Here is a 24,522-nt window from a genome sequence, read left to right as displayed (position 1 = left end):
TGGTTTTCACCTGATCCCTTCCAGGTAACGCGTCACCTGCGCTGCGAGCTCGGGTGCATCCAGCAGCACCGAGAGCTCCCGGTTGCGGGTGAGCGCCGCGTGGGAGAGGTTGTGGCTTCCGATCAGGACGAAGCGGTCGTCGATTACAACCGCCTTCGCGTGAGTGGTCCTTCTGCCGCGCGGGAAAACGACCTTCACCCCTTTGCGCGTCAGGTATCCGGCGACGGCGCGGTTCTCACGCCCCACCTCGTCGTCCCCTTCGAGGATCACCTTCACCTCCACTCCCCGCCTTTTCGCATCGGCGAGGTCAGCGGCGATGAGCGCCGGGGCGTTCCCCCTGCGATCGGTGGCCTTGAAAAGGTAAAAGGCGCAGATGATGCGCCTCTTCGCCCCGTGTATCTTTTCCCTGAGAGTTCCCTGGTAGGATGCATCGGCGAGGACGGTCGCCTCGGCCGGAGCGCAGAGGGCGGGTGCAGGATGCCCGTTCCAAAGAAGAACGGAAAAGACCAGCACCGCGCCCCTGCCCAGGGCCTTTCTCAACTGAAGATGTCCATGACCTTGGAGAAGAAGTTCTTGCCCATCGGATTGACGTCCTCGCCGCTGATCCGAGCCAACTCCTCCAGAAGTTCACGCTGCTGCTTGTTCAGGTTCGTCGGGGTCTCCACCTTGGCGATCACCATGTGGTCGCCGCGCCCGTAACCCTGCAGCGCCGGCACCCCTTTCCCGCGCATCCTGAAGATGGCGCCGGACTGGGTCCCTTCCGGGATCTTCATGTTCACCCTGCCGTCCAGGGTCGGCACCTCGATCTCGCAGCCGAGCGCCGCCTGGGTGAAGCTGATGGGGATCTCGCAGATAACGTCGTTGTCCTCGCGCCTGAAGATCGGGTGTTCGCGCACGCTGAGCGCGACGTAGAGGTCGCCGTTAGCGCCCCCCTTGGTCCCCTGCCCCCCTTCGCCGGTGAGCTTCAGGCGGATGCCGGTCTCCACCCCGGCCGGAACCTTCACCGAGATGGTCTTCTTGTCGCGCACGGTCCCCGCGCCGCGGCAGCTCGGGCAGGGATGCTCGACTACGCGCCCCTCGCCATTGCAGTGCGAGCAGGTTTTGGAAACGCTGAAAAAGCCCTGCTGGAAGCGCATCTGCCCGGCACCCTGACAGGTGGGGCAAGTCTTCGGCTGGGTCCCGGCCTTGGCACCGGAGCCGCCGCACGCCTCACAGCGCTTCGCGTAGGGGATGTCGATCTTTTTCTCTGCCCCGAAGGCCGCCTCCTCGAAGGTGACCTCCAGGTTGTACTGCAGGTCGTCGCCACGCTTGCCGCGCGAGGCCTTCTGGCGTCCGCCGAACACCTCTCCGAAGATGTCCCCGAAGATGTCGCCGAAGGGGGAATTGCCGAACCCGTTGAAGCCGGAGTTGAAGCCGTTGCCACCCACCCCGGCATGGCCGAACTGGTCGTAGCGGGCACGCTTCTCCCCGTCGGATAGCACCTCGTAAGCCTCGGAGATCTCCTTGAACTTATCCTCGGCGCTCTTATCTCCCGGGTTCTTGTCGGGGTGGTACTTGATGGCCAGACGCCGGTACGCCTTCTTGATCTCGGTCTCGGAGGCGTTCTTGTTCACCTCGAGCAGTTCGTAGTAATCCTGTTTTTCACCGTTAGCCAAGCTAGTCCCTCGTAACACAAAGAGCAGCGTCCCCCATCCGGAAGACGCTGCCCGTTGCGCGGTTGTTATTTAACAAGGTGCCATCTTCTATCAAAGCGGCACCGGTTTGCAACCATTTCTTACTTCTTGTCGTCCTTCACTTCCTCAAAGTCGGCGTCGACCACCTTCTCGCCCTTGGCTGCGCCACCTTCCGGTTCGGCGTGGGCTTCGCCACCCTCGGCACCGGCGGACTGGGCCTTGGCGTAGACCGCCTCGGCAAGTTTGTGCGATGCCTGCATGAGGTTGTCGCTCGCCTTCTTGATCTCGTCGAGGTCGGTCCCCTCAAGCGCCTTCTTGAGGCCTGCGATCCCTTCCTCGATCTTCTGCTTCTCGGCAGCGTCGATCTTGTCGCCGAACTCATTGAGGGACTTTTCGGTGGAGTAGACCAGGTTGTCCCCCTGGTTCTTCGCCTCGATCAGCTCGCGCTTTTTCTTGTCGTCGGCGGCATGCGCCTCGGCCTCGCGCACCATCTTCTCGACCTCCTCCTTGGAGAGGCCGGAGGAAGCGGTGATGCGGATGGACTGCTCCTTGCCGGTGCCGAGGTCCTTAGCGGAGACGTGGACGATGCCGTTCGCGTCGATGTCGAAGGTAACCTCGATCTGGGGCACGCCGCGCGGAGCGGACGGGATCCCGGAGAGCTCGAAGTTGCCGAGGGTCTTGTTGTCGGAAGCCATCTCGCGCTCGCCCTGCAGGACGTGGATGGAAACCGCCGGCTGGTTGTCCGCCGCAGTGGAGAAGACCTGGCTCTTTCTGCACGGGATGGTGGAGTTCTTGTCGATCAGCTTGGTCATCACGCCGCCCAGGGTCTCGATGCCGAGGGAGAGCGGGGTGACGTCGAGCAGGAGCACGTCCTTCACATCGCCGCGCAGCACGCCGCCCTGGATGGCGGCGCCGATGGCGACCACCTCGTCCGGGTTGACGCCGCGGTTGGGGACCTTGCCGAAGATGTCCTGGACCTTCTTCTGCACGATCGGCATGCGGGTCATGCCGCCCACGAGGATGACCTCGTCGATGTCGGACGGAGAGAGACCTGCGTCCTTCAGCGCGGTGCGGCAGGGACCTTCGAGCTTGGCGATAAGTTCGGCACAGATCGCCTCGAGCTTCGCACGGGTGAGCTTCATGGTCAGGTGTTTCGGACCGGAAGCGTCGGCGGTGATGAAGGGGAGGTTGATGTCGGTCTCGAGCGAGGTGGAGAGTTCGCACTTCGCCTTCTCGCCCGCCTCTTTCAGCCTCTGCAGCGCCATCTTGTCGCCCCTGAGGTCGATCCCCTGATCCTTCTTGAACTCGTCTGCGATGTGATCGATGATCTTCTGGTCGAAGTCCTCGCCGCCGAGGAAGGTGTCGCCGTTGGTGGACTTCACCTCGAACACCCCTTCGCCGAGCTCAAGGATGGAGATATCGAAGGTACCGCCGCCCAGGTCGAATACGGCGATCTTCTCGTCCTTCTTCTTGTCGAGACCGTAGGCGAGCGCCGCGGCAGTCGGCTCGTTGATGATGCGCAGGACGTTCAGGCCCGCGATCTTGCCGGCGTCCTTGGTGGCCTGACGCTGGGAGTCGTCGAAGTAAGCCGGGACAGTGATGACTGCGTCGGTGACGGTCTCGCCCAGGTAGTCCTCCGCGGTCTTTTTCATTTTCATGAGCACCATGGCGGAGATTTCCGGCGGCGAGTACTTCTGGCCACGCACCTCAACCCAGGCGTCCGCGTTGTCCGCTTTGACGATCTTGAACGGGGAGATGCCGATATCCTTCTTCACCGCTTCGGTATCGAACTTGCGCCCGATCAGGCGCTTGATTGCGTAAAGGGTGTTCTCGGGGTTCGTGACCGCCTGGCGCTTGGCCTGCTGGCCCACCAGACGCTCGCCGCTTTCCGCAAAGGCGATCATGGAAGGGGTGGTGCGGCTACCCTCTGCGTTCGCTATGACAACCGGCTCCCCACCTTCCATCACTGCCACGCAGGAGTTGGTGGTCCCGAGGTCGATTCCTATTACTCTACTCATGTGTTTGCCTCCTCATATGGTAACTGTCACTCAGCAAGCTAGTAATGCCCCCTTTAAAAAACAAGGGGACCGGTAAAAAAAATTCCGGGCCAGGATCCGGGCCCGTCCCGACCCTAAGCCTTTACGGCTACGGTGACCATTGCCGGGCGGAGCAGGCGGTCGTTGATCATGTACCCCTTCTGGAACACGTTCACGATGGTGTTCGGCTCCTGGTCCGGGGCGGGGACCTGGGTCATCGCCTGGTGGTACTGCGGGTCGAAGGGGGTTCCCTGCGGCGTTTCGATCGGCGTTACGCCGAACTTCTTCAGGGTGGAAAGGAGCATGCTGAGCGTGAGCCTCACCCCCTCGATGATGGGGTCTTCTTCGCTCGCGTGTTCGATGGCGCGCTCCAGGTTGTCCAGCGCCGGGAGTACCTCGAGCACGATCTGCTCGTTGCCGTACTTGAGGATCTCCTCTTTCTCCTTCTGCACCCTCTTCCGGTAGTTCTCAAGATCGGCCCGCTCGCGCAGGTACTTGTCCCAGTTCGCTGCGGACTCGAGTCCCTTGGCGGCGAGCGCCTCTTCCAGTTCTTTGATACGATCCGCGTCGGAAAGCGGCTGCGTCAGTTCCACGTTTTCCTCGGAATGGGCTTCCGCCTTCTTATCGTGCTGGTGCGCATCGTGTTTTTTCTTGTCCATCCCTGTAATCTCTCCTTTTCTCCCGCTACTCGCCTTCGAGCATGCGGCTAATCAGCTTTGCGGTGTAGTCCACGATCGGGATCACGCGTCCGTACCCCATACGGGTCGGTCCGATGACCCCCAAAACGCCCACCGTGTCCTTGCCGGTAAGGTAGGTCGAAGTAACGAGGCTCATCCCTTCCATCTTCAAAAGCGGCGACTCCGCCCCGATGAAGATCTGCACCCCCTCGGCCAGCATCGAGCGGTCCAGGAGGTCGAGGAGCGTACTCTTCTTCTCGAAGGCGCGGAAGATCTCGCGCATTTTGGCCGCATCGGCGAATTCGGGCTGTTCAAGGATGTTCGCCTGACCTTCGAGAAAGATCTCTGCGCTGTCGGTCCTGATGGTCTGCTCGGAAAGCGCGAGCGCCTTCTTCATCAGCGAGTCGTACTGCACCTTCTCGCTCTGCAGCTCGGCCAAAAGCCGCTCACGCACCTGCCCGATGGTGAGCCCCTGCAGCATCCCGTTCAGGTAGTTGGCCATGCGGACCAGGTCTTCCTGGGCGATCTCCTCGTCGATCTCCAGGAGCCGGTTCTGCACCGTCCCGTTCTGAGAGACCAGGATGGCCAGGATGCGGTGGCTAGAGAGCTTCACGAATTCCATCTGGTGGAAGACGTTGGCTGCCATGCGGGGGGCGATCACCACCCCCATGTAGCTCGAGGTGCTGGAGAGAAGGCGGCTTGCCTCCTTGAGCACCTCGGCCGGGTCTTTTCCGGCCATCCGGCAGCGCCTGCGGATCTCGTCGCGCTTGCCGGCGGTCAGGTTCTGCCTCGCCTCGAGGATCGAGTTGACGTAGAGGCGGTAGGCCTTGTCCGTGGGGATGCGTCCGGCCGAGGTGTGCGGCGAAGTCAAAAGCCCCATCTCCTCGAGATCGGACATGACGTTGCGCACCGTGGCCGGCGAAAGGGCGAGCGCGTGGCTGCGGGTGATCGTCCTGCTACCCACCGGCTCGGCCGTTTGTATATAATCCTCGATGACTGCCTCGAGGATGCGTTTGCCGCGATCGGAAAGTTGTTCTTCCATGGCTTGTCCCTCAAAAGCGATTAGCACTCAAAAACTCAGAGTGCTAACGCGCTTCAAGTTAGCAACGCCCCTAAGGTTTGTCAAGGGTTCTCTAGCTGGGAAAAAGGGGATTTAGAGAAAGCGGGAGAAGATGCTGTTGGCGATGATCACGCTGCTGTCGGCGAGCCTTATGGTGTCACCTTGGGCGACTAGAAGGCCGTCGCGCAAAAGCTCGTCCACCTGCGCCAGGCGGGGTGCCAGCAGCTCGGCATCGAAGGAGGCCTTGAGCGGGGCGAGACCGAGACCGGTCAGGACGCGCAAGCCCAGGAAGAAGCTCTCCGCCACAGCTTCGTCCGGCGCGAGCTCCAGCCGGTCGCGCTCAGGGAGGACGGAAGCGGAAACTTCTTCCCGGTAGGAAGCCGCATCCACCGCGTTACTCCAGCGCAGGCCTATCCCGTCGGGGTTCCAGAAGGAGTGGGCTCCGCTGCCGAAACCCAGGTAGCTTTGACGGCTCCAGTAGGAGAGGTTGTGGCGGGAAAAGAGTCCGGGACGTGCGAAGTTGGAGATCTCGTAGTGCAGGTAGCCAGCAGCCTTGAGCATCTCCGAGGTTGCCTCGAACATGCGCGCCGCCTCCTCCTCGCCTGGAAGAACGAGCGCCCCTTCGTCGTAGAGGCGCTCAAACGGAGTCCCCTCTTCCACCGAGAGGGCGTAGGCGGAGATGTGCTCGGGTGCGAGCTCGATGGCACGACAGAGGGCGGCGCGCCACTCCTCAAGCGTCTGCCCGGGGAGGGAGTGCATGAGGTCGATGCTCAGGTTGTCGAACCCGGCACGGCGCGCCTCGTCGAAAGCGGAGATAGCCTGCTGGCGCGTGTGTACCCTGCCGAGCATTTGCAACAGGCGCTCGTCGAAGGATTGTATCCCCAGGGAGAGCCGGTTCACCCCCGCGGCGCGATACCCCGCAAGCCGCTCCGGGGTTATCGTACCCGGATTCGCCTCCAGGGTGACCTCGGCGTCACCGGCAAGTCCGAAGCGCCGCGCCGCCCTATCGATGATGCGGCCGACCTGCTCCGGTGCCATGAGTGAGGGAGTGCCCCCGCCGAAGTAGAGGGTCGGGGCCTGTACCGCTTCCGGGAGCGCCGCATAACGCAGCTCCATCTCGCGCAGCAGAAACTCTACGTAACGCTCCGCATCCTCCCCGGATCCGGCCGCGGAATTGAAGTCGCAGTAGAGGCATTTTTTCAGGCAGAAGGGGAAATGTACGTACAGACCTGCTCGCATGATTGGGCGCTCCTTGATACGCCAGCTAACTTTCTAACAGAAGTGCCTTCTCCTTGTCACGTAAAAGCGCCGCAACCCCACGAAACTGCTTGAAATAGTTTAATGCTCGGATTACACTCCGCTTCGCCGGGGTCGCAGCCGTCCATCCCCTCTCCCGAGGGAGAGGGTGCCCGGAGAGCGGGGAGGACTTAGCTGATTGCGGCATGTTGCCACTGGCAACGCCCTCACCCCGGCCCTCTCCCGAGGGGAGAGGGTGAATCGGTACTGACTGTGGGTGGGCAATCATCAGCATGACAGGAGGACCTAAATATGAATAAAAGCATCAAGGCCGCTGCGGTGCAGTTTACCATCGCGCTTGGGGATATCGAAACCAACGTCGCGTATGCGACTGAGAAGCTCCGCCAGTTGGCCCGGGAAGGGGTGGAGCTCGCCGTTTTGCCGGAGATGTGGAGCTGCGGCTTCGCCTACCGGGAGTTGAACAACCTGGCGCAACGCACCCCGGAAGTGCTTGAAAAGATACAGGCCCTCAGCGCGGAACTTTCCATGGTTATCGTTGGGAGCCTCCCTGAGCCGCACGGCGACAAGGTCTTCAATACCTCTTATATAATGGACCGCGGCAGGCTCGCCGGGAGCTATCGTAAGATGCACCTCTTCGGCATGATGGGCGAGGACCGCCACCTGGACCGCGGCGACTCCGTCTGCCTCCTGGATACCAGCGTAGGCAAAATCGGCGCCATGATCTGCTACGATCTCCGCTTCCCGGAGCTCGCCCGTCGCCTCGCGGTGGACGGCGCCGAAATCATCGTAGTACCTGGCGAATGGCCCAAGCCGCGCGAGGAGCACTGGCGCACGCTGATCCGGGCACGCGCCATCGAAAACCAGCTCTTCGTTGTCGCCGCCAACACCTGCGGCATAGTCGGCAAGCTCGACTTCTTCGGCTCCTCCCTCTTGGTGGGCCCGAAAGGTGAAATCCTCGCCGAAGGAGGTTACGAAAACTGCGAACCGACCGCGATCCTTGACCCGGCCGAGGTGACGGCCTGGCGCCAGAGCATCAACTGCTTTCAGGACAGACGGCCGGAGTGCTACTAAACGCGAGTTCATCCGACAAAACGGCTCGTATAGGCGAGACGACATCTATCGACGGGCACGGCCGCCACTTCGGCGGCCAAATTCAACGAACCTATCACTTCATTCAACGAACCTATCACTTCGTGCGTCGAACCGAACCGGACACTCAAGTTTCCAAACCTCAACTTCGTCCTCCGGACCTACACCTTCGTGCAGCGGATGACGAGCGGCAGCGAGGCTGCAACCCGGCTGACGGAGGGGAAACGCGCCTTGTCCAAGATGAATCGGTGACTTCAGGAGAAATAAGAGGTGTATAGCCGGGGGGCGAGGCATGTCTTTCCTGTTGACTTCGCCGAAGGTAAAGCATATTTTTTGCTGATTGATTTCAACCCAAACCGCGGAGGTTGCTACGTGGGCATGCTTGCTTCGACCGGCCTGGTCGTAAAACTGGTTCTTATGCTGTTGCTCTATTTCTCGGTCGTTTCTTGGGGCATCATCTTCTACAAGCTGCTTCAGGTGTACCGCGCCAACGGCGCCTCCGAGCGCTTCCTCGAATTCTTCTGGAAAGCCAAACGTTTCGACGCCATCAGCTCCCAGTTGGACCGCTTCGAGCATTCCCCTCTCACCGTCCTCTTCCAGGAAGGGTACGGCGAACTGAAAAGACTGCAGGAAAAGGTAGAGGAAAAGGCAGATCCCAACATCGTCAGCACCGATCTGGGCGGGGTGGACAACATAGCCCGCGCCCTGCGCCGCGCCACCACCTCCGAGATCACCAGGCTCGAGAAGTACCTCACCTTCCTCGCCACCACCGGCGCCACCGCCCCGTTCGTCGGGCTCTTCGGCACCGTCTGGGGCATCATGACCGCCTTCGAACAGATCGGCAAGAGCGGCTCCGCGTCGCTCGCCGTAGTCGCGCCGGGTATCGCCGAGGCGCTCATCGCCACCGCGATCGGCCTGGTAGCCGCCATCCCTGCCGTCATGGGTTACAACCATTTCCAGCACAAGATCAAGGTGCTCATCTCCGAGATGGACAGCTTCTCCACCGAATTCCTCAACATCGTGCAGCGCAACTTCGGGAGATAAACCATGGAGTTCGGCAACAGGGAAAACGGCGATCGCGGCACCATGTCGCAGATAAACGTCACCCCGCTGGTCGACGTCATGCTGGTGCTCCTGATCATCTTCATGGTCACCGCACCGATGATGCAGCAGGGGGTCCAGGTCAACCTTCCCAAGGCGGAGACGAAGTCTCTCGCGCCCAAGGAGGACACCCTGGTGGTCTCGATCGAACAGTCGGGGAAGACCTTCATCAACTCCTCGGAAATCTCTCCTGACCTTCTGAAGGAGAAACTCACCACCATGCTGGCCGGCAGGGAAAAACGCGAGGTTTTCCTCAAGGCCGACCGTGCCGTCCCTTACGGCGACGTGGTCAAGGTGATGGCCCAGATCAAGGGAGCCGGGGTTGAACGCCTCGGCATGGTGACGGAGTCCCCGCAGCGGCAATGATAAACGCGTTAAGGCGCAACTACCCGGGACCGGGGGGGATGTTCGCACTCTCCTTCATCTGCCACCTGGTCGTGTTCCTGGTCATCGCCTACTGGCACATCCTGCCCCAGTTCCATGAGGATGAAACCCCGGTCACGTACGTCGACATGGTTACCCTCCCGGTAGCCTCGCCGCAAAGCGGCACACCTGCACCCTCCCAACAGGAGAGCAAGGCCCCTGCCGCACCGGCTCCGGCCCCTCCCGCACCGGCCGCTCCGGCCATGGCTCTGCCCACCAAGCCCGCCGCAAAAGCACCAACGGCAAAAGCCAAGGCGGAACAGCAGAAGGAGGCGGCCGAAGCCAAGGCGTTCAACGAGCGCATGGCGAAGATGGAACGGCAGGCTGACGACCGGCGTCAAGCCGCAGCGCTGGACGCGCTGAAGAAAAAAGGGAGTGCCCGGACCGGGATGCCCGGCGGCAAAGGAACACAGGCGGGAAGCGACTATTCCTCGTACCTGCAGTCCCGCCTGAAGGACGCGCTCAAAGAGACCATGGCGATGCAGGCCAAGGCGCCGCAGGTGATGGCGACCATCACCGTGTCGCCAGACGGGTACATCGACTACCACGTGGAGAAACCATCAGGAGACCCGCTTTTCGACGACGCGGTGCGGCGCGCCGTGACGCTCGCCGGAAAGACGCTGGTCCCACCACCGAACGGCGCTTATTTCAAGCGGGTGTTCCGTTTCAGGCCTGAAGGGGTCGGTATAAAATGAGAACATTTTTCCTTCTGTTTTTCCTCCTCCTGGCGCCCCGGCTCTTCGCGGCCGAGGGATACATCGACGTAACGGCTCCGGTCTCCGGGAAGCTGAAGCTCTTCATCGCCCCGACCGCGGTGCTCTCCGGCCAGGCGCCGGCCGAAACGGCGAAGGAGCTCCCGGAGCTCTTCGGCTTCGACCTTGCCATCGCCGGTCCCTTCGAGATCAGTGCAGACGCGACGAGCCCGCTGGTGTTGAAGAGTTCCGTCGGCGTGCAGGGCGAAACGGCCACCATCGAATGTCGCCTGGTGGACCAGGTGCTGAACCGCGAGGTGGCCGCCAAGCGCTACACCGGCAGGGCCAAGGACCTGCGCCGCATGGGGCATGCCTTCTCGGACGAGGTGTTGCGCGTCTTAACCGGCCAGAAGGGCCCCTTCACCGGCAAGATAGCCTACGTCTCCAAGGTCTCCGGCAACAAAGAGATCTACATCATGGACTACGACGGGCACAACGCCCAGCGGCTCTCCAACAACGGCTCGATCAACCTCTATCCCGACTTCGCCCCTTCCGGCAAGGAAGTCATCTACACCTCATATAAGAAGGGGAACCCGGACCTCTACCGTCGCGAGCTCTTCACCGGCCTCGAGGCACGCGTCTCCTTCCGCAGCGGCCTGAACGCCATGGGGGTCTTCTCTCCCGACGGCAACAGGATCGCCCTCGTGCTCTCCAAGGACGGCAACTCCGAGATCTACGTCATCTCGCGAGACGGAAAGGAAGTTTCCCGGCTGACGAAAAACCACGCCATCGATGTTTCCCCGGCTTGGTCCCCCGACGGCTCCAAGATCGCCTTCGTCTCCGACCGTCTCGGCAAGCCGCAGATCTTCGTGATGGACTCTAACGGCGGCAACGTAAGACGCCTCACCACGAGCGGCTCCTACAACGTGACGCCGCGCTGGTCGCCCAAGGGGGACCGCATCGTCTACGCCCGCAAGGAAGGCGCCTTCCAGATCTACGCCATCAATCCGGACGGGACCCAGGACACCCAGCTCACCAGCGCCGGGAGCAACGAGCATCCCCGATTCTCCCCGGACGGCCGCTTCATCGTCTTCAGTTCCACCCGGGACGGTGGCGAAGGACTCTACCTGATGCGCGCAGACGGCAGCACTCAGACCAGGATCTCCCCCAACAAGGGACAGAACACCCATCCCACCTGGTCGGTGAACTGGTAGGATATGCTTCTTTGAATGTTCGTTGATTAACCGGTAAAAGATGGGTATACTTCTGTCGTTTTTTCCAAGGCACGAGGCGGCAGCCTACGGCCATATTCCATATGAGTAAAAGGAGTGGGGAATGCGCAATAAAATCACCGGATGCCTTGTTGTTCTCAGTTTAGGAGCGCTGGTAGCGGGAGGCTGCGCCAAGAAAGAGATCGTGAAGCCCGAGGAGCAGGCTCCGGCTGTTACGGCCCCCGCCCCAGAAGTGTCCAAACCGGCCCAGCCGCAGGCACAGCCGCAGGCTCCGGTCACCGAGCAGACCCCGGTACGCGAGCCGGTAGTGGCCCCGGAACCGACCAGGCAGACGACTGGTTCCACGGGCACCGACTTGCAGGGGCAGTTGCAGAAGATCTACTTCAACTTCGACTCTTCGGACCTCTCCGAAGACTCCCGCAGCACCCTCTCGAAAAACGCGGAATACCTCAGCAAACAGCAGGGGGCTAAGATCCGCATCGAAGGGAACTGCGACGAGCGCGGCTCCGACGACTACAACATGGCTCTTGGCGAGAGAAGGGCCAAGGCCGCGAAGGACTACCTCGTCAACCTGGGAATCGCCACCGACCGGATCAGCACCATCAGCTACGGTGAGGAAAAGCCCGTAGACCAGGGACACGACGAGGCTGCCTGGGCGAAGAACAGAAGGGACGAATTCGTGGTAGTCAAGTAACGCGTGCGCGCACCGACAAAAGGAGCCTACGGGCTCCTTTTTTTATCTTTTGTGCAGCTAACCAGGAGGTTCTGACATGTCAATGACGAGGGTGGCGCTGGGTGCGCTGGTTCTGCTCACCTTTTTCGGCTGCGCCAGCCAGAGTGATCTGGAATCGGTCCGCCGCGACACGGACGAGATGAAGAACCGCATCTTCACCTTGGACAAAGGGCTGAACGAAGTCCGCGGCGAGGTGAAGGAAGGGGTTGAGAAGTCGCTGGCCGGTTACCGGCAGAGTCTGGAGACGCTCCAGGCCGACGTCGCCGGCTACCAGAAGGATATGGCCTCCATTCGCAAGGGTGGCGCCGACCTGCAGGCAACGCTCGAGAGCGCTCGGGTGGACATGCAGCTTCTTACCGGCAAGATCGATGACGTCCGCATCATGGCTCAAAAGCCCGCCGACGATATCGCCCTTTTGAAGGAAGACCTGAACAAGCGCCTGTCCGCCATCGAAGAGCGCATGACGAAGCTGGAGAAAGGGCTCGAGGAGCAGAAGAAAAAGCAGCTCCCCGCACCGGTTACCCCGGAGGTGCTCTACCAGCAAGGCTATGACGCGCTGAAGGGGGGGGAGAGGGCGAAAGCGCGCGAGATCTTCGCTTCATTCCTGCTCCAGTTCCCCAAGCAGCCCCTGGCAGCCAACGCACAGTACTGGATCGGCGAGAGTTACTATTCCGAGAAGAACTGGGAACAGGCGGTGCTGGAATTCCAGGAAGTGATCAAGAACTACCCTTCGAGCGAGAAAACTCCGGCGGCGATGCTTAAGCAGGGTATGGCCTTCAGGGAACTTGGCGACAACAAAAGCGCAGCCTACATCATGAGAAAACTGGTGGAGGAGCACCCAAAGAGCGAAGAAGCCAAGGTCGCCAGGGAGAAATACAAAATCAAGTAAGCCGCAACACAGGAAGGACTCCGAGAAGGCCCTCCTGCCAAAAACGGGAGGGCCTTCCCGTTTCGGCACCACACGTACAAGAGCAAAGGAGACGACGATGTTCCTGGCCAGAGACAAAAACAACGACCTTTACCTTTTCGACAAGCTCCCGACCAAGGGGAAAGAGTGCTGGTGGGCTGAAACCGGCGTGGACGGCACCTACCTGAAGCTGGACAAATCCCTCTACCCGGAGATCACCTGGGAGACGGAGCCGGTCCCGGCCGAGCTTAAGCTCATGCATAAGGGATAAAAAAGAGAGGGGCGCTACAGCGGCCTGAAGGCGGGCTTGATGTTCTCGGGGGTGAAGTTCTCTCCGACGGCCCACCCCTTCCCCGTGACGAGCACGGGCTGCAGACGGCAGGCGATGTAGCCGATCAGGTTTGCGGGCTCTGGGAGATCGGAGGCGATGGTGACCACCCGGAAGCCTACAAAATCCCCCTCCTCAGGGTATCCTTGGGCCCCCTTCAAGGTGCAGCTCCAGAGCTTAAGCTCCCCTTCCGGGGCGGCCAAGCTCACCATGAAGGTACGCTCTCCGTCGCAGTTCATCCCGCCGGATTCCTCGACCAGCGCGGGGACCAGTCCGCCGATGAGAGGGGTGTAGCCGATCGAGCAGGCATGCGCGAAGGCGCTCCGGGCGTCGGGGAACTGCAACACCTCTTGCTTTTTTCTGAACCAGTTGAGCATGGCGTCACCTGCGGGATTGGGATGCTAGAGTATACCGGGTTTACGCATACAAAAAAAGGCGGGTCACCCCGCCTTTTCCAGTACGTTTATTTCCGATACGGCTAAGCCTTCTTTTCCGGCTCGGTTGCTGCCGCGGCGGCCACCGGCTCGGCGACGTTTCCTTCCACCTTTGCCCTGAGTTCCTCGGCCTCCTTGGCCTTCTCCTCCTCGGCCTTCTTCTTGGCCTCGGCGAGCTTCGCCAGGTGTTCCTTCTCCTCGTCGGTCCTGCTGTCCGCCTCGATGGTCTGCTTGAAATCGTCCGTCGCCTTCTTGAACTCGGCCAACCCCTTCCCAAGGGACTTCGCCAGGTCAGGGAGCTTCTGCGGCCCGATGACGATGAGCGCTATAACCAAAATGATGACCAGTTCAGGCATCCCGATTCCAAACATACTATTTACCTCGTGTGTGCGGCGTTTAAACGCCCGTCAGATATGTAAAATTTCGATGAAATAATAGTGGTTTTGCCTACCGGTGTCAAGCTCGCAAAGCCGCGGTCTTAATTGGTTTGACATGGACTCTAACATTGTCTACTATCGGTGCTGTTTACCATATATTTCAAATGAGAAACATTGCTTTGGTGGTGATAAACATGACGCAGGAAACTTTAAAGTCAGATATTAAATCTTTGCTCAGGAAGCGCAATGCCGTGCTCCTGGCACATAACTACATGCGCGACGAGGTACAGGAGATCGCCGACATTACCGGTGACTCCCTCGCCCTCTCGATGGAAGCAGCCAAGACTGACGCCGACGTGATCGTCTTCTGCGGCGTCCACTTCATGGCGGAGTCCGCCTCGATCCTCGCACCGGAAAAGACCGTGCTGCTCCCCCGCCTCGATGCCGGCTGCCCGATGGCCGACATGGTCACCGTGGAAGGGCTCAAGGAGCTCAAGGCTAGGTACCCGGGCGTACCGGTGGTGACCTACGTGAACTCCTCCGCCGCCGTGAAGGCCGAAAGCGACATCTGCTGCACCTCGGCGAACGCGCTCAAGGTGGTGCAGTCCATGAGCGAGAACGAGATCATCTTCGCGCCGGACAAAAACCTCGGCAGCTACGTCGCCCGTTTCACCGACAAGAAGTTCCACCTCTGGGAAGGGTACTGCCCGACCCACGAGCGGCTGAGGCCCGAGGTGGTCGTGGAGCTGAAGGACCAGCACCCGGACGCCCCGTTCGTCTGCCATCCTGAGTGCAATCCGGCCGTGGTGGCGCTGGCCGACCACGTCTGCTCCACCACCGGGATGTACGACTACTGCCGCAAATCGAGCGCGAAACGCTTCATCATCGGCACCGAGGCGGGCATCCTCTGGCGCCTCAAGCGCGAGAACCCGGACAAGGAGTTCATCCTCGCCTCCCCGGCCCTCATCTGTCCGAACATGAAGCTCACCTCCCTGGAGGACGTGCACGAGGCGCTCGTCAACATGCGCCCGGTGGTGAAGGTCCCCGAGGAGACCCGTGTCCCGGCCAAGCGTGCGCTGGACCGCATGCTCGCCATCCCGAGGGACTAAAACAGGAGAGAAGCATGATCCGATCCTTCAAAGGCATGAACCCCAAGATCGACCCTTCCGCCTTCATCGCCGAGGGCGCCGTCATCATCGGCGAGGTGAGTATCGGCAAGGAGGCGAGCATCTGGTACAACTGCGTGGTGCGCGGCGACGTGAACTCCATCACCATCGGGGACCGGACCAACATCCAGGATCTCTCCATGCTGCACGTAACGCATAAAAAACACGCCGAGGACCCGGGCGCTCCGCTCGTCATCGGCAACGACGTGACCGTAGGCCACAGCGTCACCCTGCACGGCTGCACCATCGAGGACGGCGCCTTCATCGGGATGCAGGCAATGATCATGGATAAGGCGGTCATCGGCAAGGGGGCGCTCGTAGGTGCCCGGGCTCTCGTCACCGAGGGGACCGTGATCCCCCCCGGCACCCTCTGGGTCGGCTCCCCCGCGAAATACAAGCGGGACCTGACCGAAAACGAGATCGCCTGGCTTGGGCGCTCGGCCGGGAACTACGTCCGCTACTCCCGCGAGTTCATGGAAGACCCGGCGACGCCGCGGCGCACCGACAACGAGTAGAAGTTTCACCGGGGCCCACCGCGGCCCGGAGACGATGCATACGATGGAAAACGACACGGGCGGGGAGGCGACTCCGCGCCGGCGCGAACAGCTCATGGAGCTCTTCGACGCGCTCTTCAAGCGCTACGGCGCCCTCAACTGGTGGCCTGCCGACACCCCCTTCGAGGTCTGCGTCGGCGCCATCCTCACCCAGAACACCAACTGGGGGAACGTAGAAAAGGCGATAGCGAACCTGAAACGGGAGGGGCTCCTCTCGGTCGAGGCGATCCGGGATACGCAACCGGAACGGCTCGCCGAGTTGATACGCCCCTCCGGCTTTTTCAACGTGAAAACGGTGCGGCTCAAGGGTTTCGTGGAGTGGCTTGTAACGCGCCACGGCAGCCTCGACGCCATGTTCACCGGAGAGTGGCGTCCGCTGCGCGAGGAGCTCGTCAGGGTCCCCGGGATAGGGCCGGAGACCTGCGATTCGATCCTCCTCTACGCCGGGCACAAACCGTCTTTCGTGGTGGACGCCTACACCCGCCGCCTCTTCTCGCGCCTGGGGCTGGTAGGCGAAAGGGACGACTATCACGAGGTGCGCGCCCTGTTCATGGAGCATCTCCCCCCCGACGTACCGCTGTTCAACGAATACCACGCCCAGATCGTGGAGCACTGCAAGCGACACTGCCGGAAAACGCCGGCCTGCGACGGATGCCCGCTGAAAGCCGCCTGCTGCCGCGCCACACCCTTATAGAGAGACACATGAGAAAATTCGCCAACGTCTTCCTGATCCTCTTCTTCGCCGACGGTTTCCTCTCCGTTCTGGACGAGATTTCCTCGCTCTTCGGACCGGTGGAGCCGCTCTCCCTGTTCCGGATGCAGGTCGCAAGCACGGTGCTCTTCTTCGCCGTGCTCCTCTACCTCTGCATGTGGGTGGACCGGCGCATCCCCAAGCGGCTCTTCATCCCGCTGATCGTCTTCCCGTTCGCCGTCCCTATGCTCGCGTGGCTAATACCGGCGCTCGGCGAGTCGCGGCTCTACTCGATACTCATGTCCTTGATCCAGGTAGGTGTACCTCCCCTGCTCATCGCGCAGTACCGCGATGGCAAGGAGCCGGGACTTACCCTCCCCTCCTGGCGCTTCGAAGGCCCCGTGTTCGGCCTTAAAAACACCCTTTTCTTCACCGCGGCGAACGTGGTGGCGCTCCCGGTCTTTCTCACCCTCTTCACCCTGAGCAGCACCGACGCCTGGGCCAACCTCAACACCGGGGGCTTCGTGCGCGTGGCGCCGGGCGGCCTGTACATGACCGAGCGCGTCTACAAGCGGGGGAGCCAGACCGTGAAGCTTTCCGGGATGATCCACGTGGGTGAGAAGGGTTACTACGAGGACGTGACCAGGGGGCCGGTGCAGGGGCGCACTATCGTGCTGGCGGAAGGGGTGACCGACCGGAGCCAGGTGCTGAAAAACCGTTTCGACTACCGTAAGGTCGCGGACTTCCTGGGGCTCGCCTCCCAGGAGAAGATGCTCTTTTCCGGCAACGTCATCGATGACAAGGCGCTCGACGCCGCGCGCCGCCCCGCAGGCAAAGGACCCGACATCATGCTCGCCGACACGGACCTCGCCACCTTCCGGCCGGAGACCCTGCTCTTTCTGAACCAGGTCGGCAAGGAACTCGGGAGCCACGGCTCCGTCGTCGACGGGGTCCTGAGCCTCAACCGCTGGGCCGAAAAGAACGTCACCCCGAAGATGTACGAAGTCATCAGGGAGGACATCCTCACCCGCCGCAACGAGGTGGTCCTCAGCTACCTGGATCGGGCCCTGAAGGGGTACGACACCGTGGTTATCCCTTGGGGCGCGCTGCACATGAAGGGAATCGAGGCCGGGGTGAAAGAGCGTGGCTTCGTGCTGAAGGAAGAAAAGAAGCGCCTCGGCGTGGACTTCAAAACCATCGCCGAGGCGAATAAGAAGTAGCTAGAACTGTTCGGAATCCTCACCCGCCTGCTCCACTCCCCAGAGCACGTCAAGGAAGTTCTTGAGGATGCGCGCGGTCAGTCCCCAGATCTCGTCCTCGCCGTAGAGGTAGAAGTACATCGGGTAGTTCTCTATTCCCTTGTGGTTCCAGTATTCGACGCGGTAGACGCCGGGCTTCGAGAAGTGCGACAGCGGCACCTCGATCAGCCGCTCGATCTCGGCGTCGTTCACGGTGAGGAGGTAGTTTTCCGGGAAGATCCCGACCACCGGGGTGACCAGGTAGTTGTGGATGGAATGGCAGTCGTCGAGTTCCCCAAGGATCTCGACGTCGCCGGGATCGATCCCCACCTCCTCCCACGCCTCGCGCGTCGCGGTGTCGGCGCTGTCGCGGTCGCTTTCCTCGCAGCGCCCCCCCGGAAAGGAGATCTCGCCGCTGTGGTGCGTCAGGTGGGTGGTCCTCTTGGTGAAGAGGACGTGGTACTCGCCGTCTTTCATAAAAAGCGGGATCAGGACGGCGGCGGGAACCGGCCCGGCCTCCATCGGGACGCGCCGGCGCTCGGCGAGAGAGCGCTTCAGCCTCTCCCGCACCTCGGCCGGTTCCAACGCCCTGTCCTGACCGCTTCCCGCGGTCAGAGCACCGGCTCCTTGGCCCTTTTCTTGAGCTCGGCGATGGTGGCGGCGTAGTCGGGCGAGTTGAAGACGGCGCTCCCCGCCACGAAGACGTCGGCACCGGCGTGGGCGATGCGGGCGATGTTGTCGATCTTCACGCCGCCGTCCACCTCGAGCTCCGCCTCGACGCCGCGACGGTCCATGGTGGAGCGGAGCGTCTGGATCTTCGGGATGCACGCCTCGATGAAGGACTGCCCCCCGAACCCGGGGTTCACCGTCATGAGCAGGATCAGGTCGAGCTCCTCCATGACGTAGTCAAGGACGTTCAGCGGCGTCGCCGGGTTGAGCGACACGCCCGCCTTCTTCCCGAATGACTTGATGAGCTGGACAGTGCGGTGCAAGTGGTTGGTCGCCTCGGCGTGAACGACGATGATGTCGCTCCCCGCCTTGGCGAAGTCCGGGATGTAGCGGTCCGGGTCGACGATCATCAGGTGTACGTCGAGCGGCAGGGTGGTCGCACGGCGCGCCGCCTCCACGATGAGCGGGCCGATGGTGATGTTGGGGACGAACTGGCCGTCCATGACATCGACGTGTACGTAATCGGCGCCTGCCGCCTCGATGGCCTTGATCTCCTCGCCCAGACGGGCGAAGTCGGCGGAAAGTATGGAGGGAGCGATCTTTTTCATGGTTTCTCCTACTTGATTTTCTTGAGCCGGGCGGCGAAGAAGCCGTCCATGCCGTCGCGGTGCGGCCAGCTTCTGAAGAAGCCGCGCTCCGTGAAAAGCGGGGTCAGTTCGGGGAAGAGACCGCGCAGGTCCTCGGCGACGAATTCGGGGTGGTCGCGCAGGAAGCTGTCCACCACGAACTCGTTCTCCTGGAGGCTCGTCGAGCAGGTCGCGTAGAGGAGCGCCCCCCCCTTCTCGAGGTACTTGCCGAGGTTTTCCAGGATGGTGATCTGGGTCCGGGCGAGCTGCAGGAGATCGTCGCCGGATTTGCTCCATTTTCCTTCCGGGTTGCGCCGGATCACTCCCAGGCCCGAGCAGGGGGCATCCACCAGGATCCTCTGGAAGGTGACCTCCTTGATCGCGGGGGAGGGGGAGGTGGCATCCATGGTGAAGGTACGCACCGAGGCGATGCCGAGACGGTCGCAGGTGTCCTTGATGAGCCTCAGCTTCTTGTGGTTCACGTCGCAGGCGTAGATCTCACCGGAGTCCCCCATGAGCTGGGCGATCTGCGTCGACTTGCCACCTGGGGCGGCGCAGGCATCGAGCACCCGGTCCCCCTTCTCCGGGGAGAGAAAGAGCGGGGCAAGCTGGCTCGATTCGTCCTGCACGGTGAAGAGGCCGTCGCGGAAGGAGGCAAGCCTCGTGATCTGCCCGGACTGGTTCAGCCTGATCCCGTCCGGAGACCAGCGGGTCGCACTGCAGCTCACTCCCTCAGCGGCCAGGCGCTCCAAAAGCGCCTCGCGCGAGACGCGCAGCGTGTTGACCCTCACGGTCAGCGGGGGGGGCTCCGACATGGCAGCAGCCAGCGCCTCGGCCTCCTCCACCCCCATCTGCTCGATCCACTGCCGGGTGAGCCAGGCGGGGTGCGAGTAACGCACGGCGAGGTACCCCGCCGGGTTCTCGGCACGGTCGGGGTAGCTGATGTTGTCGCGGTTTCGGTCCGCGTTTCTGAGAATCGCGTTGATGAAACCGGACGCGCGCGGCGCGAGCTCCTTGGCGAGCTTCACCGTCTCGTTCACCGCGGCGGAAACCGGGACGCGGTCGAGGAAGAAGCACTGGTATAGCCCAAGGCGCAGCAAGAGGAGCACGTAGAGCTCGAGCTTGTCGGTCCTCTGCTTGGAGAACTGCCCGATGATGTAATCCAGGGTTCCCTGGCGGCGCAGGACGCCGTACACCAGTTCGGTCAGAAGGCCTCGATCGGCCCCCTTTATGATGTCCTTGGAGAGCTCGTGGTCTATGAGGATGTCTGCGAAGGACTTTTCTTTTTCGATCCGGAGCAGGATATCGAAGGCGGCGCGGCGCGGGTTTTTGCTGGACAAATTACTTCCTTTCAGGGGTGAAGATCTGGGCGAGGCCGGAATCATTATATGCATTTCGCCCAAAATCGCAAGCGGTTAGGGCACTTGACATAGGAAATCCAGAGGCTACCCTTTAGCCTGGGTTTAATGATAACCGAGAGGAGGGTTTACCATGATACCTTGGGAAACGGACATGGGAAAAGCGCTGGCTCGGGGGAAGGCGGAACAGAAGACACTGCTGCTGGAGTTCTTCAGCCCGGAATGCATCGGCTGCAAACAGATGGAGGCGGTAACCTTCGCCGACCCGCAGGTCGTCAACTTCATCTCGGACCACGTCATACCCGTAAGGATTCCGGTCAGTTCCGTCACCCAAACCGCCGACTTCCGGGTGAGCTGGACCCCGACCCTCATCACCCTCGACCTGTACGGCCGCGAACACCAGCGCAGCGTCGGCTTCCTCCCCCCCTCCGATATGATCGGCTCGGTGCTCCTCGGCATGGGTAAGGTCTGCCTGGACAACGGGCAGTTCAACGAAGCGGTGATCCAGTTCAACACCCTTTTAAACGGTTGCCCGAAGAGCGCTGCGGCGCCCGAAGCGGTCTACCTGCGCGGCGTAGCGCGTTTCAGTGCGAGCCACGACCCGGCGGCCCTCAAAGACATCTACCAGCAGCTATCCAGCCAGTACCCCGAAAGCGACTGGACCAGGCGCGCCGAACCGTTCACCCTGCTTTGATCTTTCCAGCCGCACCAGGTTTTTATTCCACGTGGGGGGCGGCAGCCATGCCGCCCCCTTTTCATGATGTGATTCTATGATGCATGCCCTGGACCACATTTTCACCGGACTTCTCTTCGCCTCGTTGGCCGCGCTCGCGCTCCTCTCGGCAGGGCACGCCCTCGTCAACAAGCGCGATCCCCGCTCTGCGCTCGGCTGGATCCTCACCTGCCTCGCCATTCCGCTTTTCGGCCCCATCTTCTACTGGGGCATGGGCGTCAACCGCATCTACAGCCGCGCCAAGCGCTGGCACCGCGAGTCCGGCGCCCTCCCCATAATCACCCCGACGGTGAAAGACATCCCCTCGGCGCGCCTCCCGGGGGAGCTCGCCTACCTTAGGGAATTGAGAAACCTCTCCGAGCGGGTGGTGAGCACCAGGCTTCTCCCGGGCAACCATCTGGTTCCCCTGGAAAACGGCGAGGAGGCCTACCCGGCCATGCTGGCCGCCATAGACGCGGCCGTCTCTTCGGTGCACCTCTCCACCTACATCTTCGACGGTGACGACACCGGCAGACGCTTCGTTGCCGCCCTCGCCCGGGCGGCTGACCGCGGGGTCGAGGTGCGGGTGATCGTGGACAGCCTGGGGGAAAAGTACTCAAGACCTACGGCGCGGGAGCTTTTGAAGGGGAGCGGGGTGAAATTCCGTCATTTCCTGCCGCTGCGTCCGGGAGGGTACCTGAACCTGCGCAACCACAGAAAGATCCTGGTCGTGGACGGGCGCATCGGTTTTACCGGCGGCATGAACATCGGCAGCAGGCACATGGTGACCACGCCCGCACCGGTGGTGAAGGACCTGCACTTCCAGGTGCTCGGTCCGGTGGTGGCGGACCTGCAAAGGACCTTCGTCGAGGACTGGCACTTCGCCAAGGGGAAACAACTGACCGACGCGCGCTACTTCCCCGAGCTCGAAGAGGCGGGAAGCGCCCTCGTGCGGGCGGTGAGCGACGGGCCGGACAAGGACTTCCGCAAGCTCAACTGGATCATCCTCGGCGCTCTTTCCTGCGCCCGCAGGACGGTGACCATCGTCACTCCCTACTTCATCCCGGACCGCCCGCTCATCTCGGCGCTGATCACGGCAGCCTTGCGCGGTGTCGAGATCACCCTGGTGCTTCCCGAGGTGAACAACCTTCCCTATGTGCAGTGGGCGAGCAGCTCCTACCTGTGGGAGCTGCTGCAGCAGGGAGTGCACATCTATGCCCAGCCCGCCCCGTTCGTGCACACAAAGTTCATGGTGGTTGACCGAAGCTGGAGCCTGATCGGAAGCGCCAACCTTGACCCGAGGAGCCTCCGGCTCAACTTCGAGTTCAACCTCGAAGTCTACGACCTGGAGTTCGCCGCCACCCTCGAGGGGCGCTGCATGGCCACCCTCGCCCTCTCCCGCGAGATCACCCTCGCCGAGATGGACGCCCGCCCGCTCGCCGTGAAGCTGCGTGACGCCGGCGCGAAGCTCTTTTCCCCCTACCTTTAACCCGTTTCCTTCCCCCCGCCACCCGCCAGGGAGACCCGATTCTTGCCCATGCGCTTGCTCCGGTACATGGCGAGATCGGCCTGTTTCACAACGTTCCTCAGGTCGCTGCCGTCCGCCGGGTAAGAGGCGATTCCCGCGGAAAGGGTGCAGTCTATCAGTTCCCCCTCGTAACTGAAGGGACAGTTGTCCATGGCCCGGACGATCCGCTCCACGGCGGGACGGATCTGGTCCCTGTCGTGGTCGTTGTACATGACGATGAACTCGTCCCCCCCAAAGCGCGCCGCGACATCGCTCTCCCTTATGTTGGCCTTGATGATGCGGGCGGTCCACTTGATGAGCTCGGTCCCGGCCAGGTGCCCGTAGCGGTCGTTGATCTGCTTCAGGTTGTCCGCGTCAAGCATGCAGATGGCAAAGGGAGTGCCGTAGCGGCGCGAGATCTTCTCCTGCTGCAGGGCGAGAGTCTCGAAGCTGCGCATGTTGTTGAGCCCGGTGAGGTCGTCGGTGAGCGACAGGCGCTCCACGTTGGCCCGTGCCCCTTCCGCCTCGCCGGAAAGCATCGCCCCCACGTGCGCCATGAGTACGAAGGGGACCACCCTGATGAGGTGACCGGTGATGTTGCCCGAAAAGGCGGGCGATGCGCCGGCTAGAAGCAGGAAATAGCAGGCGACCGCGAGCCCCGCCATGAGATAGGTGGTCCGTCTCCCAAGAATCAGCGAAGTGGCCATAAGGATCAGGTAGATGACCGGGATGAAGGGGCTGTCTGCCTTCCCGGTGAACCAGCAGACCGCCACCAGGTAGATAAGCAGCAGGGCGAGGTCGAGGGAGGCCTTCATCTGGAAGCTTTTCAGGAAGATGCGGGTTAGCGTGAGGCTGCTGATGAGGGTGAGTGAGAAGAGCGATAAGAGCAGATTACCGCGCCCCGGGAGGGGGACCAGGTAGGAGTCTAGCAGCACCAGCCCGACCAGGAGCCAGGCGATGAGGCACAGCACCCGATTGTGGCCTGTGTGCCGTGCCATGTCATCCGTGCTGATCCAACCTTTTCCCTCTACCATCCCGGCCGCCTCGGTCATCGGTGTTACTGCTTCACCTTGAGCTTATCGGCAGAGCGTCGGGAAAGTTGACGGCAATCTTGCGGCGTCGCGGAACGGTTAGGGATGGCGCATCAGGCTGCGCACGGCAAGCGCTAGGAGGAAGACGATGAAGTTGATGATGACGATGGTGGCGCCGGTGGGGAGGTTGAGGACGAAGGATACCGAGATGCCGCAGATCACGGTGCCGACCCCGATGGCGGCCGCGGAGATGATGGCCGCCTTGAACCCCTTGGCTACCTGCAACGCCGAGACGGCGGGGAGGATGAGCAACGCCGAAATCAGCATGATCCCAACCACCTTCATGGCGAGCACCACGGTGAGTGCGGTCAGGAGCACGAGGACGGCGTTGATGCGGTCCGTGTCCAGGCCGGAGCTTTTGGCGAGCTCCTCGTCGAAGGTGCTGGCGAAGAGCTCGTTGTAGAACATGATGACACCGGCGATGACGATGATGAAGAGCCCGGCCGCGATGGCGAGCTCGCTCCAGCTGATGGAGAGTATGTTGCCGAAAAGGTAGCTGAAGAGGTCGACGTTGAAGCCCCCGGCGACGCTGGCCAAGAGGACGCCGGTGGCGATCCCGATGGCGGAGACCATGCCGATGGCGGCGTCGCCGTAGATGCGCGCCTTCTGGGCGAGTTTCAGGATCCCGAGGGCCGAGGCGAGCACCACCGGGATGACGGCGAGGGTCATGTAGACCGATTGGAGGCGAAAAAGGAGCGTGAGTGCGACGCTTCCGAAGGTGACGTGAGCGAGGCCGTCGCCGATCAGCGATAGCCTGCGCAGCACGAGGAACACGCCGAGCACCGAGCAGAGGATGGCGATCAGCGACCCTCCGATGAGCGCCCTCTGCATGAAGCCGTAACTTAGCATCTCGTTCAGATCCATATAAACCTCAAAAGGAGGGACGAATGA

At 61.9% G+C, this 24,522-nt stretch carries 27 protein-coding genes; 14 read left to right on the top strand and 13 right to left on the bottom strand.

Annotation, left to right across the window (positions count from 1 at the left end; translation table 11 throughout):
- Positions 1-6 precede the first annotated feature (6 nt).
- The 6 genes from E8L22_RS08385 to hemW form a co-directional block, all read right to left on the bottom strand.
- Complete coding sequence (locus E8L22_RS08385; protein ID WP_136524709.1) at positions 7-540, bottom strand: phospholipase D-like domain-containing protein; 534 nt, start codon at positions 538-540, stop codon at positions 7-9.
- A complete protein-coding gene (gene dnaJ / locus E8L22_RS08380; RefSeq protein ID WP_136524708.1) occupies positions 537-1,655 on the bottom strand; it encodes a molecular chaperone DnaJ in 1,119 nt (372 codons plus the stop codon). The genes E8L22_RS08385 and dnaJ overlap by 4 nt, the downstream gene beginning before the upstream one ends.
- Before the next feature lie 119 nt (positions 1,656-1,774).
- Positions 1,775-3,691 carry a molecular chaperone DnaK gene (gene dnaK / locus E8L22_RS08375; protein WP_136524707.1) on the bottom strand — a complete coding sequence of 639 codons (1,917 nt, stop codon included), beginning with the start codon at positions 3,689-3,691 and terminating at the stop codon, positions 1,775-1,777.
- Between the two features lie 113 nt (positions 3,692-3,804).
- On the bottom strand, positions 3,805-4,368 hold the full coding sequence (grpE, locus tag E8L22_RS08370) for a nucleotide exchange factor GrpE (protein WP_136524706.1): 564 nt from the start codon (positions 4,366-4,368) through the stop codon (positions 3,805-3,807).
- Between the two features lie 25 nt (positions 4,369-4,393).
- Positions 4,394-5,428, bottom strand: coding sequence for a heat-inducible transcriptional repressor HrcA (hrcA, locus tag E8L22_RS08365; protein ID WP_135869462.1), 1,035 nt, complete (start codon positions 5,426-5,428; stop codon positions 4,394-4,396).
- Positions 5,429-5,539: 111 nt separating this feature from the next.
- Positions 5,540-6,685: a radical SAM family heme chaperone HemW gene (hemW, locus tag E8L22_RS08360; RefSeq protein ID WP_136524705.1), complete on the bottom strand. Its 1,146-nt coding sequence runs from the start codon at positions 6,683-6,685 to the stop codon at positions 5,540-5,542.
- A gap of 309 nt (positions 6,686-6,994) precedes the next feature.
- Between hemW and E8L22_RS08355 the strand changes: the two genes are divergently transcribed.
- The 8 genes from E8L22_RS08355 to E8L22_RS08320 all read left to right on the top strand — a co-directional run bounded on the left by E8L22_RS08355 (position 6,995) and on the right by E8L22_RS08320 (position 13,151).
- A complete protein-coding gene (locus tag E8L22_RS08355) occupies positions 6,995-7,774 on the top strand; it encodes a carbon-nitrogen family hydrolase (protein ID WP_136524704.1) in 780 nt (259 codons plus the stop codon).
- Positions 7,775-8,164: 390 nt separating this feature from the next.
- On the top strand, positions 8,165-8,836 hold the full coding sequence (tolQ, locus tag E8L22_RS08350; protein WP_129124575.1) for a protein TolQ: 672 nt from the start codon (positions 8,165-8,167) through the stop codon (positions 8,834-8,836).
- 3 nt (positions 8,837-8,839) lie between these two features.
- Entirely contained in the window at positions 8,840-9,259 is a 420-nt protein-coding gene (tolR, locus tag E8L22_RS08345) for a protein TolR (RefSeq protein WP_129124576.1), read from the top strand.
- Positions 9,256-10,011 (top strand): TonB C-terminal domain-containing protein, encoded by a 756-nt coding sequence (locus E8L22_RS08340; RefSeq protein ID WP_136524703.1) that lies wholly within the window; start codon positions 9,256-9,258, stop codon positions 10,009-10,011. The genes tolR and E8L22_RS08340 overlap by 4 nt, the downstream gene beginning before the upstream one ends.
- Positions 10,008-11,222: a Tol-Pal system beta propeller repeat protein TolB gene (gene tolB / locus E8L22_RS08335; RefSeq protein ID WP_136524702.1), complete on the top strand. Its 1,215-nt coding sequence runs from the start codon at positions 10,008-10,010 to the stop codon at positions 11,220-11,222. The genes E8L22_RS08340 and tolB overlap by 4 nt, the downstream gene beginning before the upstream one ends.
- A 121-nt stretch (positions 11,223-11,343) precedes the next feature.
- A complete protein-coding gene (pal, locus tag E8L22_RS08330) occupies positions 11,344-11,934 on the top strand; it encodes a peptidoglycan-associated lipoprotein Pal (protein ID WP_136524701.1) in 591 nt (196 codons plus the stop codon).
- Between the two features lie 76 nt (positions 11,935-12,010).
- A complete protein-coding gene (gene ybgF / locus E8L22_RS08325) occupies positions 12,011-12,862 on the top strand; it encodes a tol-pal system protein YbgF (protein ID WP_136524700.1) in 852 nt (283 codons plus the stop codon).
- Positions 12,863-12,959: 97 nt separating this feature from the next.
- Positions 12,960-13,151 carry a hypothetical protein gene (locus tag E8L22_RS08320; RefSeq protein WP_136524699.1) on the top strand — a complete coding sequence of 64 codons (192 nt, stop codon included), beginning with the start codon at positions 12,960-12,962 and terminating at the stop codon, positions 13,149-13,151.
- A 14-nt stretch (positions 13,152-13,165) separates the two neighbouring features.
- Here E8L22_RS08320 and E8L22_RS08315 read toward each other — a convergent pair whose 3' ends face one another.
- The gene (locus E8L22_RS08315; protein WP_136524698.1) at positions 13,166-13,585 is read right to left on the bottom strand and encodes a hypothetical protein; all 420 of its coding nucleotides are present in this window, start codon (positions 13,583-13,585) and stop codon (positions 13,166-13,168) included.
- A 101-nt stretch (positions 13,586-13,686) separates the two neighbouring features.
- Positions 13,687-14,013: a Sec-independent protein translocase protein TatB gene (gene tatB, locus E8L22_RS08310; protein WP_129124583.1), complete on the bottom strand. Its 327-nt coding sequence runs from the start codon at positions 14,011-14,013 to the stop codon at positions 13,687-13,689.
- A gap of 200 nt (positions 14,014-14,213) precedes the next feature.
- On the opposite strand from tatB, the gene nadA reads away from it, so the two are divergent.
- The 4 genes from nadA to E8L22_RS08290 are packed head-to-tail and all read left to right on the top strand — an operon-like array spanning position 14,214 to position 17,650.
- Positions 14,214-15,128: a quinolinate synthase NadA gene (nadA, locus tag E8L22_RS08305; RefSeq protein WP_136524697.1), complete on the top strand. Its 915-nt coding sequence runs from the start codon at positions 14,214-14,216 to the stop codon at positions 15,126-15,128.
- A gap of 14 nt (positions 15,129-15,142) precedes the next feature.
- Complete coding sequence (locus E8L22_RS08300) at positions 15,143-15,700, top strand: gamma carbonic anhydrase family protein (protein WP_136524696.1); 558 nt, start codon at positions 15,143-15,145, stop codon at positions 15,698-15,700.
- Between the two features lie 43 nt (positions 15,701-15,743).
- Positions 15,744-16,433, top strand: coding sequence for an endonuclease III domain-containing protein (locus E8L22_RS08295; RefSeq protein WP_136524695.1), 690 nt, complete (start codon positions 15,744-15,746; stop codon positions 16,431-16,433).
- 8 nt (positions 16,434-16,441) lie between these two features.
- Positions 16,442-17,650, top strand: coding sequence for a TraB/GumN family protein (locus E8L22_RS08290; protein WP_136524694.1), 1,209 nt, complete (start codon positions 16,442-16,444; stop codon positions 17,648-17,650).
- On the opposite strand, the gene E8L22_RS08285 is transcribed toward E8L22_RS08290, so the two are convergent.
- Genes E8L22_RS08285 through rsmB form a run of 3 tightly spaced genes read right to left on the bottom strand, consistent with a single transcriptional unit; the run spans position 17,651 to position 20,303 of the window.
- On the bottom strand, positions 17,651-18,253 hold the full coding sequence (locus E8L22_RS08285) for an NUDIX hydrolase (protein ID WP_246043805.1): 603 nt from the start codon (positions 18,251-18,253) through the stop codon (positions 17,651-17,653).
- A 26-nt stretch (positions 18,254-18,279) separates the two neighbouring features.
- The gene (rpe, locus tag E8L22_RS08280; RefSeq protein WP_136524693.1) at positions 18,280-18,945 is read right to left on the bottom strand and encodes a ribulose-phosphate 3-epimerase; all 666 of its coding nucleotides are present in this window, start codon (positions 18,943-18,945) and stop codon (positions 18,280-18,282) included.
- Between the two features lie 8 nt (positions 18,946-18,953).
- On the bottom strand, positions 18,954-20,303 hold the full coding sequence (gene rsmB / locus E8L22_RS08275; RefSeq protein ID WP_136524692.1) for a 16S rRNA (cytosine(967)-C(5))-methyltransferase RsmB: 1,350 nt from the start codon (positions 20,301-20,303) through the stop codon (positions 18,954-18,956).
- Positions 20,304-20,454: 151 nt separating this feature from the next.
- Between rsmB and E8L22_RS08270 the strand changes: the two genes are divergently transcribed.
- Together E8L22_RS08270 and cls are read left to right on the top strand one after the other, a co-directional pair.
- Entirely contained in the window at positions 20,455-21,015 is a 561-nt protein-coding gene (locus E8L22_RS08270) for a thioredoxin fold domain-containing protein (protein WP_136524691.1), read from the top strand.
- A 79-nt stretch (positions 21,016-21,094) separates the two neighbouring features.
- Complete coding sequence (cls, locus tag E8L22_RS08265; protein ID WP_136524852.1) at positions 21,095-22,522, top strand: cardiolipin synthase; 1,428 nt, start codon at positions 21,095-21,097, stop codon at positions 22,520-22,522.
- On the opposite strand, the gene E8L22_RS08260 is transcribed toward cls, so the two are convergent.
- The gene (locus E8L22_RS08260) at positions 22,519-23,574 is read right to left on the bottom strand and encodes a GGDEF domain-containing protein (RefSeq protein WP_136524690.1); all 1,056 of its coding nucleotides are present in this window, start codon (positions 23,572-23,574) and stop codon (positions 22,519-22,521) included. The genes cls and E8L22_RS08260 overlap by 4 nt on opposite strands.
- 96 nt (positions 23,575-23,670) lie before the next feature.
- Positions 23,671-24,495 (bottom strand): metal ABC transporter permease, encoded by an 825-nt coding sequence (locus E8L22_RS08255; RefSeq protein WP_136524689.1) that lies wholly within the window; start codon positions 24,493-24,495, stop codon positions 23,671-23,673.
- Positions 24,496-24,522: the final 27 nt, after the last annotated feature.

It is taken from the genome of Geomonas ferrireducens (genome assembly GCF_004917065.1).
In the GTDB taxonomy this organism is placed as follows: domain Bacteria; phylum Desulfobacterota; class Desulfuromonadia; order Geobacterales; family Geobacteraceae; genus Geomonas; species Geomonas ferrireducens.
The sequence above is the reverse complement of the archived record's forward strand: the minus strand, read 5'-3'. Positions and strand labels throughout refer to the sequence as shown.